Annotated in this window: 15 protein-coding genes; 7 read left to right on the top strand and 8 right to left on the bottom strand. The window is 65.6% G+C overall.

The window, feature by feature from the left end:
- Positions 1-56: 56 nt before the first annotated feature.
- From ICJ04_RS17185 to ICJ04_RS17165, 5 genes are all read right to left on the bottom strand, one after another.
- The gene (locus ICJ04_RS17185; protein WP_188325374.1) at positions 57-1316 is read right to left on the bottom strand and encodes an OprD family outer membrane porin; all 1260 of its coding nucleotides are present in this window, start codon (positions 1314-1316) and stop codon (positions 57-59) included.
- A gap of 39 nt (positions 1317-1355) precedes the next feature.
- The gene (locus tag ICJ04_RS17180; protein WP_188325373.1) at positions 1356-2696 is read right to left on the bottom strand and encodes an SLC13 family permease; all 1341 of its coding nucleotides are present in this window, start codon (positions 2694-2696) and stop codon (positions 1356-1358) included.
- Positions 2697-2765: 69 nt separating this feature from the next.
- Complete coding sequence (locus ICJ04_RS17175) at positions 2766-3698, bottom strand: hydroxymethylglutaryl-CoA lyase (RefSeq protein WP_188325372.1); 933 nt, start codon at positions 3696-3698, stop codon at positions 2766-2768.
- Entirely contained in the window at positions 3695-4891 is a 1197-nt protein-coding gene (locus tag ICJ04_RS17170) for a CaiB/BaiF CoA-transferase family protein (RefSeq protein WP_223202929.1), read from the bottom strand. Before ICJ04_RS17170 ends, ICJ04_RS17175 begins: the two co-directional genes overlap by 4 nt.
- Positions 4892-4984: 93 nt before the next feature.
- Positions 4985-5881: a LysR family transcriptional regulator gene (locus tag ICJ04_RS17165; RefSeq protein WP_188325371.1), complete on the bottom strand. Its 897-nt coding sequence runs from the start codon at positions 5879-5881 to the stop codon at positions 4985-4987.
- Positions 5882-6541: 660 nt separating this feature from the next.
- Here ICJ04_RS17165 and ICJ04_RS17160 point away from each other — a divergent pair.
- From ICJ04_RS17160 to ICJ04_RS17150, 3 genes are read left to right on the top strand one after another with little or no spacing between them, the layout of a single operon-like run.
- Entirely contained in the window at positions 6542-8056 is a 1515-nt protein-coding gene (locus ICJ04_RS17160; RefSeq protein ID WP_188325370.1) for an alpha/beta fold hydrolase, read from the top strand.
- Positions 8053-8799, top strand: coding sequence for an ATP-binding cassette domain-containing protein (locus ICJ04_RS17155; protein ID WP_188325369.1), 747 nt, complete (start codon positions 8053-8055; stop codon positions 8797-8799). Before ICJ04_RS17160 ends, ICJ04_RS17155 begins: the two co-directional genes overlap by 4 nt.
- Positions 8796-9980: an ABC transporter permease gene (locus tag ICJ04_RS17150; protein WP_188325368.1), complete on the top strand. Its 1185-nt coding sequence runs from the start codon at positions 8796-8798 to the stop codon at positions 9978-9980. Before ICJ04_RS17155 ends, ICJ04_RS17150 begins: the two co-directional genes overlap by 4 nt.
- A gap of 48 nt (positions 9981-10028) precedes the next feature.
- Here ICJ04_RS17150 and ICJ04_RS17145 read toward each other — a convergent pair whose 3' ends face one another.
- The 3 genes from ICJ04_RS17145 to ICJ04_RS17135 all read right to left on the bottom strand — a co-directional run bounded on the left by ICJ04_RS17145 (position 10029) and on the right by ICJ04_RS17135 (position 12685).
- Positions 10029-10739, bottom strand: a complete 711-nt coding sequence (locus ICJ04_RS17145) for a transposase (RefSeq protein ID WP_188325367.1) — start codon at positions 10737-10739, stop codon at positions 10029-10031.
- 145 nt (positions 10740-10884) lie between these two features.
- The gene (locus ICJ04_RS17140) at positions 10885-11907 is read right to left on the bottom strand and encodes an energy transducer TonB (RefSeq protein WP_188325366.1); all 1023 of its coding nucleotides are present in this window, start codon (positions 11905-11907) and stop codon (positions 10885-10887) included.
- A 154-nt stretch (positions 11908-12061) separates the two neighbouring features.
- The gene (locus ICJ04_RS17135) at positions 12062-12685 is read right to left on the bottom strand and encodes a TIGR00645 family protein (protein ID WP_188325365.1); all 624 of its coding nucleotides are present in this window, start codon (positions 12683-12685) and stop codon (positions 12062-12064) included.
- 110 nt (positions 12686-12795) lie between these two features.
- Between ICJ04_RS17135 and ICJ04_RS17130 the strand changes: the two genes are divergently transcribed.
- From ICJ04_RS17130 to ICJ04_RS17115, 4 genes are all read left to right on the top strand, one after another.
- The gene (locus ICJ04_RS17130; protein ID WP_188325364.1) at positions 12796-13485 is read left to right on the top strand and encodes a glutathione binding-like protein; all 690 of its coding nucleotides are present in this window, start codon (positions 12796-12798) and stop codon (positions 13483-13485) included.
- A 110-nt stretch (positions 13486-13595) separates the two neighbouring features.
- Complete coding sequence (locus ICJ04_RS17125; protein ID WP_188325363.1) at positions 13596-15821, top strand: DPP IV N-terminal domain-containing protein; 2226 nt, start codon at positions 13596-13598, stop codon at positions 15819-15821.
- A gap of 161 nt (positions 15822-15982) precedes the next feature.
- Positions 15983-17257: a M12 family metallo-peptidase gene (locus ICJ04_RS17120; protein ID WP_188325362.1), complete on the top strand. Its 1275-nt coding sequence runs from the start codon at positions 15983-15985 to the stop codon at positions 17255-17257.
- Positions 17258-17368: 111 nt separating this feature from the next.
- Entirely contained in the window at positions 17369-19180 is a 1812-nt protein-coding gene (locus ICJ04_RS17115; protein ID WP_188325361.1) for a DUF885 domain-containing protein, read from the top strand.
- Positions 19181-19198 lie beyond the last annotated feature (18 nt).

Raw genomic sequence — 19198 nt, 5'->3', positions numbered from 1 at the left:
GTTGCCGTTGCCGTTGCCGTTGCCGTTGCTGTTGCTGTTGCTGTTGCTGTGCGCTTCTAGCCCTGGCCCGCCCACAGCGGTACGTCGTACACCACCATCACGCGGTTTTCTTCGGCATCACGCTGGTAGTTCGAGCGGAAGAATCCGTTGCGCCAGCGGATCGACAGGTGCTTCAGCGCCTCGCTCTGGAAGGTGTAGCCGATTTCAAAATCACGCTGCCATTGCCGGCCCTCGCCGCTGAACGTGGCCGGGCGCGCGTTGTCGCCTTTCACGTAGCGCAGCAGGAACTTCAGGCCGGGCACGTTGATCTGCTTGCCGTCCAGTTGGTAGCGCAGCTGCCAGCTGCGTTCGTCGCGTTCCATGAAGTCATTGATGAACGTCCAGTTGAACACGTTGCCATCGGTGCCGCCGACGAACGGCATCGCCGTGTCGCCACGCATGTCCTGCCACATGACCGCGAATTCCTGTCCGGCGTGCTGCCACGCGACCAGTCCGTTGAGCGCCCGGTTATCGATCACACCGGCCAGCGCAGGACCCACGTCATCGGACACGTAGTAGCGCACTTCGGTGCTCAGCTTGCCCAGCGGCAGCGGCTGCTTGAACTGCACCGAGGCAACCTGCTGGCGGTACAGGTCCCGCAGTTCGCCATGCTCGACGTGCAGTTTGAAGCGGTCATCCGGGGCCCACGAAGCGCTGAACAACTGGAAGCCATCTGACTCCGGGGTCCCGCTGAAACGGCGGTCCTTGTTGGTGATGGTCAGGTCCACGCGCTCGGTGCCGTCGCGATACCAGGAACGGTCGAAGCGGGAATAGCCCAGTTCCAGACCGCTGCCCCAACGGGCGCCCAGCGTCGCACCCTCGAAGGTCTGCGGCAGCAGGCGGCTGGTATTGGATTTCAGCAGCAGGTCCGAGGCGATGTGGCTGCCCACGCGCAGCTCGGCAGGTCCGGCCTTCGCCTTGCCGGTCACGGCGATGCGGCCGAACGCCGAGCGTGCGCCGTCTTCGTCGTAGGGCAGGATGCCGGTGCCGACTTCAGACCGCAGACCATCCAGTTTGAAGTCGGCCAGCCCCAGCACGTCGATGCCGAAACCGATCACGCCCGGCGTGTAGCCGCTGCGCGCGTCCAACAGGAAGCCCTGCGCCCATTCCTCGCGCTTGCCCTGGCCACTGCCACTGCGGAAATCACGGTTGTAATAGAAGTTGGTTGCGGTCAGGTCGGCGCTCGCGCCAGCCAGGAAACCTTGGCCATCGGCGGCCAGTGCCGATGCACTGGCCAGCCCGAGGCAGATGAATGAAGAAGTGCGTGCAAGTTTCATGAGTCCGGCCCCTCCGCCGTACACAGATGGAAGAACGGATCAGAACAGCGCGCTGGCCACCAGGATCAGCAGCAGCGATACCACCGAGGCCAGCGACACCGGCAGGCTCAAGGTCTTCAGCGTGCCGCGCAGGGTCATGCCGAAGGTGGTCTGCATCAGCCAGAACGTGTTGCTGGTGACATGCACAAGGAACAGCGACCCGGAGCCCGCCGCCAAGGCGACCAGCACTGGTGGCACGTCCAGCGAATGCAGCGCCGGGGCCAGCATGCTGGCGGCGGTGATGGCCGAGGCGGATACCGAGCCGATCGCGATGTGCAGGATGGCGGCCACCACCCACACCAGCAACAGCGGTGCGGCCGAGTTGGCGCTGAAGTAGCCCGACAGGATGTCGCCCAACCCGGTGGTGGCGACCACCGCGGACAACGAGCCGGCCACGCCGGTCAGCAGCAGGATCTGACCGCTTTCCTTGAACGCGTCGGTCACCGCACCACTGCGGTCGTGCGCAGGGACGGTGAAGCGGGCGATGACGAAGGCCAGCACCAGACCGCAGAACAGCGCGAACGTCGAGTTGCCCACGGCTGCCAGCGCCGGGATGTCCAGGCCCAGTGCACGATCCAGTGCGCCGGTGGCGATCATCAACAGCGGCACGATGATCGGCAGCAGTGAAAGCTTCAGTGGCACCGCGTTGTCTTCGTCCTTGATCTCGGCAGCAACCACCGCCGGTGCCTGGTCATCGGGCAGTTCATCGGTGTCTGGATTCCAGAATCCGCGACGCAGCAGGAAGTGGAACCCCCACAAGGTCAGGAACACGGTCGGGACCGCAATCGCCAGGCCCACCAGCAGCATCGTCCCCAGCTCCACGTCCAGCACCGCCGACAGCGCCAGCGCGGCAACGCCCGGCACCACCATGGTCAGCGCGAGGTAGATGCCCACGCCGACTGCACCGGCCATCTTCGGTAGCGCGTCGCCGCCCATGCGCTTGGCGGTGGCACGTGCCAGTGGCGCGGACATCAGCAGCAGCACGTCGGTGTAGATCGGCGGGAAGATGGACGTCAGGATCGTGGCGAACGCATACGGCATCTGCGTGGGCTTGAAGGTACGGACCAGCAGGCGCACCACCTGCTGGAAGGCCCCCATGCGGTGCAGGAAGGCGCCGATCATCACGCCGAAGCCGATCAGCAGGCCGATCTTGCCCATCAGGTCGCCGAAGCCGTCGGTGATCGCCTCGATGGTCGGGCCGAACCCCAGCCCGGATGACAGGCCCAGATACAGCGGGCCGGCGATCAGCGCGATCATCGGGTTGACCTTGAAGTAGATGATCAACAGGACGATCAACAGGATGGCGAACAAGGCGTTCGCCAGCACAAACCACTCGTGCATGATTCCCTCCCAGGAATGAAGCGTGTTCTGTAGCGCGGAGCCGTGGCCCGCTGTGAAAGGTCGAAAGGGTTACGCGGCGCGCAGCCCCGGTGGAGCCGGATGCAGGTCGCGCACGCGTCCTGCCTTGGCCACCTGGCCGGCGGTGTCGTGGCCTACCAGCGCGGGCAAGCCGCGCGACAGGGTGATCAGCACCGGCAGGTCCAACCCGGTGGCAATCCCCATCTCTTCGCACATCGCGACCAGGTCTTCGGTACAGATGTTGCCCGACGCGCCGGGCGCGAACGGGCAGCCGCCCAGCCCACCCAGTGCGGCATCGAAGCGCTGGGCGCCGGCATCGAAGGCGGCGATCACATTGGCCAGTCCCAGCCCGCGGGTGTTGTGGAAATGCAGGGTCAACGCATCGGCCGCGACCAGCGTCAGGGCCTGCTCCACCAGAGTAGCCACCTGGCGTGGATTGGCCATGCCCGTGGTGTCGGCCAGCGTGATGCCAGTGCAGCCCAGATCAAGGTAGCGGCGGACCAGATCGAGCACCTTCTGTACCGGCTGGTCGCCGTCGAACGGGCATCCGAACGCGGTGGCCACGGTGCCGTTGAGCCGTGTCTCGCCCCGCGGCAACGCAGCGATCTGCGCGAAGCCGGCGAAGCTTTCCTCGGTGGTCATGCGCATGTTGGCCAGGTTATGGGTCTGGCCGGCGGACATCACCAGGTTGAGCTCGTCCGCACCGGCGGCAAGCGCGCGCTCGGCACCTTTCAGGTTCGGCACCAGCGCCACGTAGACGGTTCCCGAAGCGCGCTGCAGGCCGGCGAACACCTCGGCCGCATCGGCAAGGGCCGGAACGGCCTTCGGTGAAACAAAGCTGCTGACCTCGATGCGTTCGAAGCCCAGCGCACTGAAGGCGTCACCCAGGCGGATCTTTTCTGCGGTGGGGACGAACACCGGTTCAATCTGCAGGCCATCGCGCAGGCAGACTTCCTGCACGATCAAGCGGCGGTCGGCGGTCATGCGCGTGCTCCCCGGCCACTGGCGGCGGCGATGGCATCGGCGGCCATCCCCAGTTCCGTCAGGACCTGATCGGTGTGTTCACCCAGCGCGGGGCCGGTCCAGTGCATCTGCCCCGGCGTTTCAGACAACTTTGGCACGATACCCGGCAGGGTGATCGGCTGGCCGTCGGGCAGGGTGGTTTCCAGCAGCATCCCGCGTGCACGGTAGTGCGGGTCGGCGACGATGTCGGCGGCCGAATAGATGCGTCCGGCCGGCACGTCGGCCGCGTCCAATGCCGCCAGCACGGCATCGATGTGCAGGCCGCTGGTCCAGTGAGTGATCGCCGCGTCCAGCTCCGCGTTGCGCAGCACGCGGCCGGGATTGGTTGCCAGTGCGGCATCCACAGCCAGATCATTGCGGCCGATGGCCTGCATGAAACGGCGAAAGATCGGATCGCTGTTGCCGGCGATCACCACGAAGCTGCCATCGGCCGTCGGGTAGGTATTGGAGGGGCTGATACCGGGCAGCGCACCGCCGGTGCGCTCACGCACCGTGCCGAACATCGCATGTTCCGGCACCAGGCTTTCCATCAGGTTGAACACGCTTTCCACCAGTGACACATCCACCACTTGGCCACGGCCTTGCCCGGTCTTCACCCGCAGCAGGGCCATCAGTGCGCCCATCACCCCATGCAGCGATGCAAGCGAGTCGCCCAGGCTGATCCCCACGCGGGCGGGCGGTGTGCTCGGATCGCCGGTGGTGTAGCGGATGCCGCCCATCGCTTCGCCGATCGCACCAAAGCCCGGCCGATCGCGATAGGGGCCATCCTGGCCGTAGCCGGAGATGCGCACCATGATCAGGTCGGGGTTCAGCGCGGACAGCACGTCCCAGCCAAGGCCCAGCTTTTCCAGGCCGCCGGGACGGAAGTTCTCGATCACCACGTCGGCACTCGCCGCGAGCTGGCGTGCGGCCTCGGCGCCTTCCACGGACTTCAGGTCCAGCGCGACGGACTTCTTGTTGCGTGCCTGCAGCGACCACCACAGCGAGGTATCGCCATGCAGCTTGCGCCATTTGCGCAGGGGGTCGCCGCCCTCGGGCGACTCGATCTTGATCACGTCCGCGCCGAATTCGGCGAACAGGCGCGCGGCGAACGGCGCTGCGATCAGTGTTCCGAATTCAACAACACGGATGCCATGCAATGGACCGGACATCATCAACCCTCCCAGGAAGCAGGTCCGCAGGGTAGGTCGCTGATGCAGGCGGCGCCATGCCTTTCTGACGAAAAAGCGTTCGCATATCGCGAACGCCTACGCCTTTAGTCGAAGGTGCTCCACCAGCTGTTGGGCGGCGGTAGACAGGGGCCGATCGCCGCGCCAGACCAGTTTCAGCTCACGCTGGGCCCACCCGTCGGTGAGCGGCTCGATGTGCAGGTTCATCGCCCGCCCAAACAGGGCGAACACGGGCTCCGGCACCACGCCGATGCCCAGGCCGGCCTGGACCGTGCGGCAGATCGCATCGAAACCCGGCACGTGGATACGCCGTCGCAACGCCCGGCCCGCATCACGTGCGGCCATCTGCGAACGGGTGAAGATGGAACTCTCCGCATGCAGCGCGATCTGGTCGTAGCCCAGCGTATCGGCGAACGCGAGCGGACCCGCGCCGGCGAGGGGATGGTCCGGGCGCATCAGCATGACCAGCCGATCGCGGCGGAACGGCAGCGCGGTCAGCTCACCCAGTTCGCCATCGCCGGAGCACACGCCGATCTCCGCCCATCCTTCCTGGATGCCGCGCACCACGCCGCCGGTAGGCCGCTCTTCGAGCTCGATACGCAGATCCGGATGGGTCAGGAAGAACTGCTCCAGTGCTTCTGGCAGGTAAGCCACGATGGCCGACAGGTTGGCCAACATGCGGATGTGCCCGCGGATGCCCCGGCGGTACTCCAGCAGCTCCGACGACAATGCTGCCGCGGCCAGCAGCATGCGGCGCGCGTGCTGCAGCAGGCTCTCGCCGGCCAGGGTGAGCTGCATGCCGCGCGAGTTGCGGGTGAACAGCGCAACGTCGAGCCCGCTTTCCAGATCGTTCAGTCGGCGGCTGGCGGCGGACGTGGCGATGGCTTCGCGCTCGGCTGCGCGGGTCAGTGATCCCTCTTCGGCCACCGCGACGAACAACCGCAAGGTGGTCAAGCTGATCCGATCGATGGACATCGGCTGGCTGATGGGAAGGATCCTGCTGCAGGCGGACTGACATTGTACGGCGCACCGCCGCGCTGCCCGTGGCTCGGGTGGATGCTCGAGGAACGCTCGCGGAATGGCCGAGAAATTCCGAGAAATGCATGGGGAATGCCCGCGAAATGAGCCGGGGGAATGACCGCGGAATGCACGGGGGAATGGCCGCGGAATGCACGGGGGAATGGCCGCGGAATGCACGGGGAAATGCCGGCGGAATGCACGGGGAAATGCGCAGGGTAGAGCCGACTTCAGTCGGCTGCTCTTCTTACCGCAGCCGACTGAAGTCGGCTCTACCAAGTCCAAGTCCAAGTCCAAGTCCAAGTCCAAGGCCAAGTCCAAGTCCAAGTTCAAGGCCAAGGCCAAGGCCAAGGCCAAAACCAAAGCCAAAGCCAAAGCCAAAGCCAAGTCCACGTCCGAAGCCAGGTCCACGTCCGAAGCCGTATCCAGAGCCAACGCCGCGTCCGAAGCCAAATCAACGTCCAGACCCAAGTCGGAACCCAAACCCAAACCCATTGAAACGCCGCATCTCGCCGCCACCGCCCATCGCACCGCTGCCACCCTTCGGTGTAACTTGGTCACATCCGCGACCGGGCCCCGTCCCGGTTGCATGACCATCAGCAAGGGGAAGCAAGGAAGATGTCCAGAAACCACCTGAAACTGGCCGGGGTGTTGGCCAGTGTCCTGTGCGCGTCCTGCAGCGCGCCGCCCTCCGCGGGCGACGGCGACGGCACCGGACGCCACTACGGGCAGATCGAGTTCAAGCCCTGCACGTTGAGCGGCTCGGTGGCCTCGGCCAATGTCGAAGCCCAGTGCGGCACCTTGTCGGTTGCGGAGAATCCGGCTGCGACGGACGGCCGCCGGATCGACCTGCGCATTGCCTGGCTGCCGGCGGACAACAACGCTACCGGCCTGCCGGATCCGGTGTTCTTCATTGCCGGCGGCCCGGGACAGGCGGCCAGCGAGGTCGCGCTGCCCGTCAGCACCGCGCTGCGCCTGGTGGGCAAGCAACGCGACATCTTCCTGGTCGATCAGCGGGGCACCGGTGGCTCCAATCCACTGAGCTGCCTGGGTGCCGACGGCAAAGAGCTGCCGATGGACGAGAAGGCCGAACCCACCGAGGCCAACGTCCGCGCGTACGCCGGCCGGTGTGCTGCGTCGCTGCAGGGCCGCGCGTACCCGCGCTTCTACACCACCTCGCAGGCCATTGACGATCTGGACGCGGTGCGCAAGGCGCTTGGCGCGCAGCAGCTGAACCTGGTCGGCGGCTCCTACGGCACCCGCGTGGCACAGCACTATCTCGCCCGCTACCCGCAGCACGTCCGCAGCGTGGTCATCGACGGCGTGGTGCCCAACGACCTGGTGGTCGGCGGTGATTTCGCCAACACCTTCGAAGACGCGATCATCCTGCAGTCCGCGCAGTGCATCAAAGACGCGGCCTGCGCCAAGCGCTTCCCGGTCAATACGCGCACCCAGCTGCGCACGGTGATGGATGCGCTTGCCGCGGCACCGGTGACGGTGGACTACCGGGATCCGGCCACCGCCGAAGCGCGGCAGGACGTGCTCAGTCCAGACAGCGTGATCGGGCTGGCGTTTGCGTTCTCCTATATGCCGGAGCTGTCGTCCTTGCTGCCGGTCGTGCTGGATGAGGCCGCGCACGGGCGGTATGCGCCACTGGCCGCACTCAGCCGCAATGCATCGCGCGCGGTCGACCTGCAGATCAACCGCGGCATGCAGTGGTCGGTGATCTGCAGCGAAGACGCGCCGCGCTTCCAGCCCGCTGCACAGAGCGATCGACTGCTCGGCCCGCACGTGGCCGGCATGTTCTTCGCTGCCTGCCAAGCCTGGCCCCACGACAAGGCCCCGGCCGACAGTGCCGTACCGCTGAAGAGTGACGCATCCGTGCTGCTGCTGTCGGGCGAGCTGGACCCGGTGACGCCGCCGCGCTATGCGGAGCAGGTGCTGAAAGGCTTGCCCAATGGCCACCATATCGTCGCCCGCGGCCAGGGCCACGGCACCCTCAACGCAGGCTGCATGCCGCGCGTGGTGGCGCAGTACATCGAAACGGCAGACGCCAAGGCAGTGGATGCCGGCTGTCTGGACGCGCTGAGCCACGTGCCGGCGTTCACCTCGTTCAACGGATGGGAACCATGATCGTCGCAGAGGGCCTGCACAAGGCATTCAATACCAAGACCGGCCGCATCCAGGCGGTGCAGGACGTCAGCTTCCGTGCCGAGGATGGTCGCATCACCGGCCTGCTCGGCCCGAACGGCGCAGGCAAGACCACCACCATGCGCATGCTGTACACCTTGATGAGCCCGGACCAGGGCCGTGTCACCGTCGATGGCATCGATGCGAATGTCGATGCGACGGAAGTGCGCCGCCGACTGGGCGTGCTGCCCGATGCGCGCGGCGTCTACAAGCGGCTGACCGCGCGCGAAAACATCGCCTATTTCGGCGAACTGCATGGGCTGGATGCGGGCACCATCGCCCAGCGCACCGAGGCGCTGTCGCGCGCACTGGACATGGCTGACATCCTGGACCGGCAGACGGATGGCTTTTCGCAGGGCCAGCGCACCAAGACCGCCATCGCCCGCGCGCTGGTGCATGACCCGCGCAACGTCATCCTGGACGAGCCGACCAATGGCCTGGACGTGATGACCACCCGGGCCATGCGCCGCTTCCTGCACGGCCTGCGCGACGAAGGTCGCTGCGTGATCTTCTCCAGCCACATCATGCAGGAGGTCGCCGCGCTGTGCGATCGCATCGTGATCATCGCCAAGGGCACGGTGATGGCCGCCGGCAGTGCCGATGAACTGCGCGAACAGGCGGGCGAGAGCAACCTGGAGGACGCCTTCGTCAAACTGATCGGCACCGAAGAGGGCCTGCACGCATGAGCATCATGTCCACGTTGTTCACCGTGATGCGCAAGGAACTGCGCGACCTCTCGCGTGATCGCCGCACGCTGGCGCTGACCCTGCTGTTGGGTCCGCTGCTGTACCCGATCCTGATCCTCGGCATGGGCAAACTCGCCGAAAGCCGGGTCAAGTCGCAGATAGATCAACCCCTGGAAATCCCGACCATCGGCGCACAGAACGCGCCGAACCTGGTGCGCTTCCTCGCCGCGCAGGGGCTCAATGCAACCGACGCACCGAAGGACCTCAACCAGGCGATTTCCGACCAGCGCATCGACGTGGCGCTGCGCATCAGCGATGAGTTCGATGAGCGCTGGCGCGATGGCCGTCCGGCGCTGGTGGAGATCCTGCAGGACAGCACGCGGCGTGCCGCCGATGTGCCGACGGCCCGGTTGAAGGCGGCCCTGCAGACCTACAACGGCCAGGTCGGCGCGCTGCGCTTGATGGCGCGTGGTATCGACGCCCAGGTTGCACGTCCGCTGGACGTCGCCTCCCAGGACATGGCATCGACCGAAGCCAAGCAGGGCATGATGCTGTCGATGCTGCTGCCGCTGCTGTTGACGATCACCTCCTTCCTTGGCGGCGCCTACCTGGTCATGGATACCACCGCCGGCGAGCGCGAGCGGCAATCCTTGGAACCGCTGCTGGCCACGCCGGCCAAGCGCAGCGCCATCGTCAGCGGCAAGATCGCCGCCGCGTGTGCGGTCGGACTGGTCTCCCTGCTGCTGACATTGGCCGCGTTCAAGATCAGCGCCCAGCTGTCGGACAGCAGCGTCGGCCGCCAGCTCAACATGGGACTCGGATCGATGCTGCAGATGCTGTTGGTGATGCTGCCGATGCTGCTGATCGGCACCTCGCTGCTGACCTTCCTGTCGGCGGCCTCCAAGAGCATGAAAGAGGCGCAGAGCCACATGACCTGGCTGATGCTGTTGCCGATGCTGCCCAGCTACGCGCTGATGGTGTACCCGCTGAAAAGCGTGCTCTGGCAGTACGCCGTACCGTTCCTGTCGCAGAACCAGATGCTGCTGAAGGTGATCCGCCACGAGCACATCAGCCCCACCATCTGGGCGATCTACCTCGGCGCCAACGTCGGCCTCGCCGCCCTGCTCTGGTACGCCGCCGTCCGCCGCTACCAGCAGGAACGCCTCGCGATCTCCGGCTGAAAAAAGGGGACGGAGGGGATTAAGTCGTTTTCGACTCCCTCCGTCTTCTCATCGCGCCCCTGTACCGTGCAGGCCCTCTTTGCGAGGGCGGCCGGGACACCGCATTGCGACCGATTGGCCCAGCGTTTCGCGCAGCATCTCCAGGAAGCGCTCATCCCCCAGCGGCGACTGCCTGCGTTCGTGCTGGCGGATGGTGGCCGCATCGTCCTGTGCGTGGCTGTCCTGCAGGAACGTGTGGTAGCGCGAGGTTATCTCCGTCGGCGTGTCGCCTAGCGCTCGGTAGGCAGGATGTGCCACCAGCAACGGATCGCGCCGCAGCCCCAGGTTGCCGTGCACGCTTGACCAGCGATGCTGCTCGGCACGGTCCACCAGCCCCGCCCGCACCGGATTGAGCTCGATGTAGCGGTACACCGCCAGCAGATAGCGGTCGTGATCGATCAGGCTCGAGTGGAAACGCCCCTGCCACAGCGGGCCGCAACGCCCGTGGCGCTGATTGAAGGCCTGCACGTACCCGTTGCCCAACGCACGCATCGCGAAGGCGAGCGAGTTTTCAGCGCGTGGCGTGGCCAGCAGATGCACATGGTTCCCCATCAGCACATAGGCGTGCAGGGCGACGCCGTATTTTACGAACGCTTTGTGCAGGACACGGAGGAAGTGCTCACGGTCCTGATCGTCGAAGAATATCGCGCCTTTGTTGACGCCGCGCTGGACGACGTGGAAAGGCAGGCCGGGGACCAACAGACGGGCATGGCGAGGCATCAGCGGGGCACTCCAGGCAGGCTGGAAGCACAGCATGACCCGCGGTGTCGCCCATCCATATCAGCGCACAGCGCACCCGGCCGTCGCGGCATGGCGCGCGCTGCAGAAGGAGGGGATTACGACTTAATCCCCTCCGTCCCCTTTTTTAGTTGCCGGGGCTGAAGGCGAGGGTGCGGCGGGTGGTGACCGGGGCGGCCACGGGTTCGAAGCGCCAGCGCTTTACGGCGCTCAGGGCTTCGCGGTCGAAGGTGCGGGCCGGTGTGGCGCGCAGCACGCGCGCACTGGTCACCGAGCCGTCGGTGCCTACGGTGATTTCCACCAATACTTCGCCGGACGTGTTCGAACGCAGGGCGTCGGCCGGGTAGCGCGGGGCCGGCGTGCTGACCGGGCGCAGCGTGGGGGCAGCGGTCTGGCGTGCGGCGGCAGCGGCCTGCGCGGCAGCCTGCTGCTGGCGCTGCTCGGCCTCGCGACGGGCGGTGTCCGCTGCGGCCGGTGCCGGCGTCGGTGCGGGCGCTGCCGCCGGTGCAGCGACGGGCTGCTGCGCGGCGATCTGCTGCGCAGCGGCGGCCTCACGGGTGCGCTGTTCGGCCAGCTTCTGCTGCTCGGCCAACTGCTTGGTCTTGGCCTCGGCTTCGCGCTTCACCCGGTCGGTTTCTTCCGTGGTGCGCTGCGCGGCCACTTCCACGCCGCGGGTGATGCCCTGCTTCAGGCGCGGCAGTGCCGGCGCCTTCGGGTCGACTTTCTCGATCAGCGCGATCAGCCGCTGGCCTTCTTCGAAATCTTCGCGTGCCAGGTTCTGCTCGGCGGCGATCAGGGTGTAAGGCAGCAGGTCGGTCAGCGCGCTCTTCACCGAGGCGTCGTCCGGGGTCTTGTCGCGCAGCGCCAGGTAGTACTCGATGGCGTTGTCACCGGCCGGCGCGTACATGCGGTTTTCGCGCAGTGCCTGGCTGGCCGATTCACGCAGTTCTTCGCTGCCCATCGCCTGTACCTTGCTGGACACCGCAGGCGGCGCCACGGGCGCGGTCGGTGTGGCGGCAGCGGGCTTGGCGGCATCGGCCGCAGGCGCGGCGGTTTCGTCCTTGCCGGAACAGGCCGCCAAGCCCATCAGCAGGAAGGCAGGCGCCAGCAGGCGCGCACGGACAACCACGGATTTGCTGACGTACGACATCCAACTTCCCCTTGAATACGACGGTACGAAAAGCCCGGCACTGGTCCCAGGCGATGGCCGGCGGCGTTTCCCGACGCCGCCGGCAGATTCACTCAGGGATGCAATCTAGCATCCCGTGCCCGTGATGGGGCAGGGGTACGTGCCGTCGTGCCCTTCAGTGCGTCCGGTGCGCATCCTTGGCAGGCTCATTACCGCTGTTCATCAGCTTGTCGGTCCAGGCGATACCGATCGCAGACAGGATGAATACGGCATGGATGATGGTTTGCCACAGCACGCCGGTCGAGGTCAGGGTGGAACACCGGGCGGCACCGATGTTGGCGGCAGACGCAGCAGCGTTCATCAGCTCCGGCGGACACAACGGCAGGCCATCCAGTGCGCCGGCGGCGATGAACGTCTTCAGCAGGTGGATCGACGAGATACCGATGATCGACAGCGCCAGCTTCACCTTCAGCACGCTGGCGTTGACGTGGCTCAGCCATTCCGGCTGGTCCGGGTGGCCTTCCAGGCGCAGGCGCGAGACGAAGGTTTCGTAACCGCCGACGATCACCATCACCAGCAGGTTGGAGATCATGACGACGTCGATCAGGCCCAGCACGATCAGCATGATCTGCTGTTCGCCGAGGTGGCCGGCTTCCATGATCAGGTGCCACAGCTCCTTGCCGAACAGGAACACGTAGACGCCCTGGGCAACGATCAGGCCCAGGTACAGCGGCAGCTGCAGCCAGCGCGAGGCGAAGATCAGCGTGGACAGGGGGTTGGGGCGGTACGGAGGGGTCATGGACGGCATGCTGCGTTGCAGGAGAGCGCGCAGAGTACTGGCCCACGATGACGGTGCCAAGCCAGTGCGCGTTCTACACTCGGTGGACATCCTCGCCGAGTGCCACTGCCATGATCGATCTGTATTACTGGCCCACCCCGAATGGCCACAAGGTCACCCTGTTCCTCGAAGAGGCCGGGTTGGAGTACCGCATCCATCCGGTCAACATCGGGGCCGGCGACCAGTTCAAGCCGGAGTTCCTGGCGATCTCGCCGAACAACAAGATGCCGGCCATCGTCGACAACGCACCCGCCGGCGGCGGCGCACCGCTGAGCGTGTTCGAATCCGGCGCGATCCTGCTGTACCTCGCGGAAAAGACCGGCACCTTCCTGTCGCGCGACGCCCGTGAGCGCGTGGAGACCCTGGAGTGGTTGTTCTGGCAGATGGCCGGGCTGGGGCCGATGAGCGGGCAGATGGGGCACTTCACCGTCTATGCGCCTGAGAAGATTCCGTATGCCATCGAACGCTACGGCAATGAAGTCACCCGCCTGCACGGGGTGATGGACAAGCGGCTGGCGCAGCATGAGTGGCTGGCAGGTAGCGAATACAGCATCGCCGACATGGCCAGCTACCCGTGGATCGGGCCATACGACAAGCTGCCGCCCGACTATGCCGCGTTCCCGAACCTGCACCGCTGGCAGCAGGCCATTGCCGCACGGCCCGCCACCCAGCGCGCCTACGCCCTGCGCCAGCAGGTCAACCCGGACGCCGGCAAGCCGATGGGCGAAGAAGAACGCAAGCACCTGTTCGGCAAGCGCTGAGCAGATCGTGCGCTGGGGCGTGGCCCGTCCCAGCGCACCACCAGGCACCCGGCGAGGCAGCCGTTGGCGCAGCGGGTTAGGATTGGGGTTGCTGCATACCGGAACCGTCCATGCGCCACCTTTTTGCTGCCCTTGCCCTGATGTTCGCCACGACCACCGCTGCCCACGCTGAAAAACTCACCCTGGAAGCCATCACCGGCTCGCTGCCGCTGTCCGGCCCGACGCTGATGAAGCCGAAGGTCGCCCCGGACGGGTCGCAGGTAAGCTTCCTGCGCGGCAAGGACAGCGACCGCAACCAACTGGACCTGTGGACGTATGACATCGCCAGCGGGCAGACCCGCCTGCTGGTCGATTCCAAGGTGGTGCTGCCGGGCACTGAAACGTTGAGCGATGAAGAAAAGGCCCGCCGCGAGCGCCAGCGCATCGCCGCGATGACCGGCATCGTCGATTACCAGTGGTCGCCCGATGCCCGCAGCCTGCTGTTCCCGCTGGGCGGCAAGCTGTACCTGTATGACCTGCAGAAACAGGGCAGCGCGGCCGTGCGCCAGCTTACCCACGGCGAAGGCTTTGCCACCGATGCCAAGCTGTCACCCCTCGGCGGCTTCGTCAGCTTCATCCGTGCGCGCAACCTATGGGTGATCGACCTGGCCAGCGGCGCGCAGCGTCAGCTCACCACCGATGGCAGCGCGACCATCGGCAACGGGGTCGCCGAGTTCGTCGCCGACGAAGAGATGGACCGCCACACCGGCTACTGGTGGGCGCCGGATGATTCCGCCATTGCCTTCGCCCGCATCGACGAAAGCCCGGTGCCGGTGCAGAAGCGCTACGAAGTCTATCCGGACCGTACTGATGTGATCGAGCAGCGCTACCCGGCTGCAGGCGATGCCAACGTGCGCGTGCAGCTCGGCGTGATCGCACCGGTGGCCGGGTCGCCGCCGCGCTGGATTGACCTGGGCACCGACCCGGATATCTATCTGGCACGCGTGGACTGGCGTGACCCGAAGCACCTCAGCTTCCAGCGCCAGAGCCGCGACCAGCGGCAGCTGGATCTGGTGGAAACCGCGCTGGACAGCGGCGCGCAGCGCGTGCTGGCCCATGAAACCAGTAAGACCTGGGTGCCGCTGCACAACAGCCTGCGTTTCCTGGCCGATGGCAGCCTGCTGTGGTCTTCCGAACGCAGCGGTTTCGAGCATCTGTACCGCATCGACAAGGCCGGCAAGGCACGTGCGCTTACCCACGGCGACTGGCCGGTGGACGAACTGCTGGCGGTGGACGAGGCCGCAGGGCAGGTGTTCTTCCGTGCCGGCGTCGAATCGTCACGCGAAAGCCAGATCTACAGCGTGCCGCTGCAGGGGGGCGCGCTGAAGAAACTGTCGCAGGCCCCGGGCATGCACAGTGCCAGTTTCGCCCGCAACGCCAGCGTGTACGTGGACAGCTGGTCCAACACGCGCACGCCGCCGCAGATCGAGCTGTTCCGCGCGAACGGCGAGAAGATCGCCACGCTGGTGAGCAACGACCTGGACGATCCTTCGCATCCGTATGCGCGCTACAAGGATGCCCAGTTGCCAGTGGAATTCGGCACGCTGACCGCCGCCGACGGCCGCACGCCGCTGCACTACAGCGTGATCAAGCCGGCAGACTTCGACTCCGCAAAGCGCTACCCCGTTGCGGTGTACGTGTACGGCGGCCCGGCATCGCAGACGGTCACCGATGCCTGGCCGGGCCGTGGCGATCATCTGTTCAACCAGTACCTGGCCCAGCAGGGCTACGTGGTGTTTTCGCTGGACAACCGCGGCACCCCGCGTCGCGGCCGTGACTTCGGTGGCGCGCTGTACGGCAAGCAGGGCACGGTCGAAGTCGCCGACCAGCTGCGCGGCGTGGAATGGCTGCAGAAGCAGCCATGGGTGGATCCGGGGCGGATCGGCGTGCAGGGCTGGTCCAACGGCGGCTACATGACCCTGATGCTGCTGGCCAAGGCGTCCAACCGCTATGCGTGTGGTGTGGCCGGTGCACCGGTGACCGACTGGGGTCTGTATGACACCCATTACACCGAACGCTACATGGACCTGCCGACCCGCAACGAAGCCGGCTACACCGAAGCCCGCGTACTCACGCACATCGATGGCCTGCGCTCACGTCTGTTGCTGATTCACGGCATGGCCGACGACAACGTGCTCTTCAGCAATTCCACCGTGCTGATGAGTGCCTTGCAGAAGCGCGGCCAGCCGTTCGAACTGATGACCTATCCGGGCGCCAAGCATGGACTGTCCGGCGCCGATGCCCTGCATCGCTACCGGGTGGCGGAAGACTTCCTTGGGCGTTGCCTGAAGCCGTGAGCTCTTTCGTGGAGCGGCGCGATGTTAGTCGCCGCCTTCGGAATTCGACGTTCATCCTGATTCTGCTCATACCGTGATGCTGTTTGAGGTTCGCGCTCCTTGCCCGACCTAGTCTCCATAGCACCTGCCTCATCGGGCAATGCTGCGGGCGGAACCGAGAGATGCGAAAGATCGTTGGGGGACTGTTGGCGACACTGTGTGGCGCATTGCTTGCATCGAAGGGATGGGCTGCGGCACCGTTCATTCAGGTGCCCAACGATAGTTGGGATCCTGGGCCGGATGTCCGGGAGCGTTACTCCGGTGGAATGTACGACTGGGTACGGCGGGTCAGGGTGAATCGCGCTGCACTGGTGTCTGACCGGATTCAGGTCGATCTGTTCGATGACTCGCTCATCATCGAGCGTACGCCTGCGACCGACAAAACGTCGGACGATATCCCCGCGTACATTACGGACGGCACTGAATATCAGGTGCAACACAGCTCGGAGGCCGCGAGGCAACGCTGGACGGGAATCATCGTCGGCGTGAGAGGGCCTGGGGGAATGCCGAGCACCGTTGTCATTACCGAGTTGGGCAATGGCGAGCTAAGGTCTGCGTTTTCCCGGGGGCACTTTCTGTATCAACTCTTTGGGGATTACTTGGTGCGGATCGACCTCCGCCGCGTTCCCAACGAGGCACCGACAGTGCGCGATCCCTATCCGGAGGACCGCCTCAACCTCGACGAGGCGCCCTTATCTGATGCGGCGTCGACTCTCCGGGTGGCCTTCGGTTACGGGAACAATGCGCTCGCCAACGGAAGGGATGAGGTGTTCGATGCCATGGACAGAGCAGTTAGGTACGCAAATGCGGGGTTTCTCGCCAGCGGAGTACTGATTGAGCTGCAGCGAGCGGGAAACGCGCTGCCTGGCTACGCCGAGTCGAGCGCAGTACAGACGCTGGATGATCTTGTCCTTGGCAGCACCGGCCCGCTGTGGCTGCTGCACAGGATGAGGCAACTGGAAAAAGCGGATTTGATGCTCATGATCATCGACACCAAAGATCCGGGATCGGTATGCGGTCAAGCACAGCGGCTTCTGGCAACGAAGGAGACTGCGTTTGCGGTAGTCGAGCGCCGCTGTCTCGCTGATGAAATCAACAGTTTGGCTCATGAAATCGGTCATCTTCTGGGCGCAGACCATGATCGGGCACATGCTTCCATCCGTCCCCCAAAATTCGAGTACGGGCACGGCTATCAGGCGCCGTTGAATGCGCCGGACAGGTGGAGGACGGTGATGGCTTACGATTGCAGCGATAGGGCTTGCGCGCGGATCAACCGGTGGTCTTCTCCCCGTGTCAGCCACAATGGATTGCCAGCCGGAACTGTGCGATCCCATGACAATGTCCGCGTGCTCAATGAGACACGGTCCGCAATAGCGGCGTTCTACCCCGATCCGTGAGTCGTGTGACCCGCGCGCTGGAGGCCCAAACGCAGGCGTGACCTCCGGCCGATTGCCGCGCCGCCGGTGAATGCGTAGGGTGCAGGCATTGCCCATCACCTGGATTGCCTGATGAAGCCGCTTGCCTTTGCCGTCGCCCTGGCCCTCGGGCTCACTCCATTGCTGTGTGCTCCGTCGGCCGCTGCAGCGCCCGCCGCGGCCACCGCCGCCGCCGCGAAAAAGCCGGCTGCCGCGCCCGCCTGGGTGGCACGCAGCAACCAGCTGGCGCAGATCCTGCTCGACGCGCAGGGCCCATTCCAGCCGGAAAGTACCGGCTTCTTCGGCGTTCCCGGCTACGACGACAAAGTCGCCGACCTCGGTCCGGATAACGGCAAGCGCTACCGCGATGCGATGACCAAGGCGCGGGGCGAACTGCAGGCTAAGTTGGCCAGCGAGAAAGATCCCAACGTCCGTCAGGACCTGGAGATCATGATCGGCGCGGCCAACGAGAGCATCGAGGGCAGCGCGCTGACCGAGCAGTATTTCCTGCCGTGGAGCGATGCGCCGCAGACCATCTTCAGCGGTCTCAACCTGCTGCTGTCCGACCAGGTGCCGGCTGAGCGTCGGGCCAAGGCCGTGGATCGCCTGAAGGCCTACGCGGGCCTGCAGCAGGGCAGCACGGCGCTGACCACGCTTGCCCGCCAGCGTTACGAAGAGCGTCTGTCCAACAAGGCCTTGCTGCAACCGACGAAGATCGAAGTGCAGCAGTCGCTCGACAACGTGGACACCTACGTGAGCGGCATCGAATCGCTGCTGCAGAAGTACAAGATGACCGGCGCGGACGATGCGATGAAGGCCCTCGCCGGCCAGATGAAGGACTATGCCGCCTGGACCCGCGCCGAGGTACTGCCGAAGGCCCGTGACGACGCGCGTCTGCCCGCGCCGGTGTACGCGTTCCAGCTCAAGCAGGTCGGCATCGACATCGCCCCGCAGCAGCTGATGCAGCGTGCGCAGCTGGAGTTCATGGAAACCCGCTCGGCGATGCGCCAGCTGGCCCCGCTGGTGGTGGAGGCCAAGGGCCTGAAAGTTGCCGATACCGCCGACATCGTGGCCGTCATCCGCGCGCTGAAGCAGGAAAAGATTCCCAACGACCAGCTGGAAACCCATTACCGCAAGGTGATCGATGCGATCGACCCGCTGATCCACGAGCACAAGATCGTCGACGTGCCGCAGCGGCCGATGCAGATGCGCCTGGGTTCAGCCGCCGAAAGCGCCGCCAGCCCTGCGCCGCATTTCCTGCCCGCACCGTTGGTCAACAATACCGGGCAGCAGGGTACGTTCGTCCTGCCGCTGGGCAATCCGGCAGCCGGCGAAGGCGCGCAGTACGACGACTTCAATTTCGGCTCCGCCGCCTGGACGCTGAGTGCGCACGAAGGCCGCCCGGGTCACGAACTGCAGTTCACCGCCATGGTGGAGCGCGGCATCTCGCTGGCCCGCACCATGTTCGCGTTCAATTCGGTCAACGTCGAAGGTTGGGCGCTGTATGCCGAAGCCGAGATGGTGCCGTACGAGCCGCTGGACGGGCAGCTGATCGCATTGCAGTTCCGCCTGCTGCGTGCCGCACGCGCGATGCTGGACCCCATGCTGAACCTGGGCCAGATCGACCGTGCCAGCGCCGAACGCGTGCTGATCGATGAAGTCGGCCTGTCCAAGGCGATGGCCACGCAGGAACTGGACCGCTACATGGTGCGCATGCCCGGCCAGGCCGGCAGCTACTTCTACGGCTACACCCGGATCATGGAACTGCGCATGCAGACCGAACTCGCACTGGGCGCCAAGTTCGACCGCAAGGCCTTCAACAACTTCCTGCTGGACCAGGGCCTGCTGCCGCCCGACCAGCTGGCCAAGGCGGTGAACGAAACGTTCGTCCCCAAGTACCGGTAAAGCAAAACGGGGACGGAG

The sequence above is a fragment of the Stenotrophomonas sp. 169 genome, assembly GCF_014621775.1.
Taxonomy (GTDB): Bacteria; Pseudomonadota; Gammaproteobacteria; order Xanthomonadales; family Xanthomonadaceae; genus Stenotrophomonas.
This window is presented reverse-complemented; position numbering and strand designations above follow the sequence as displayed.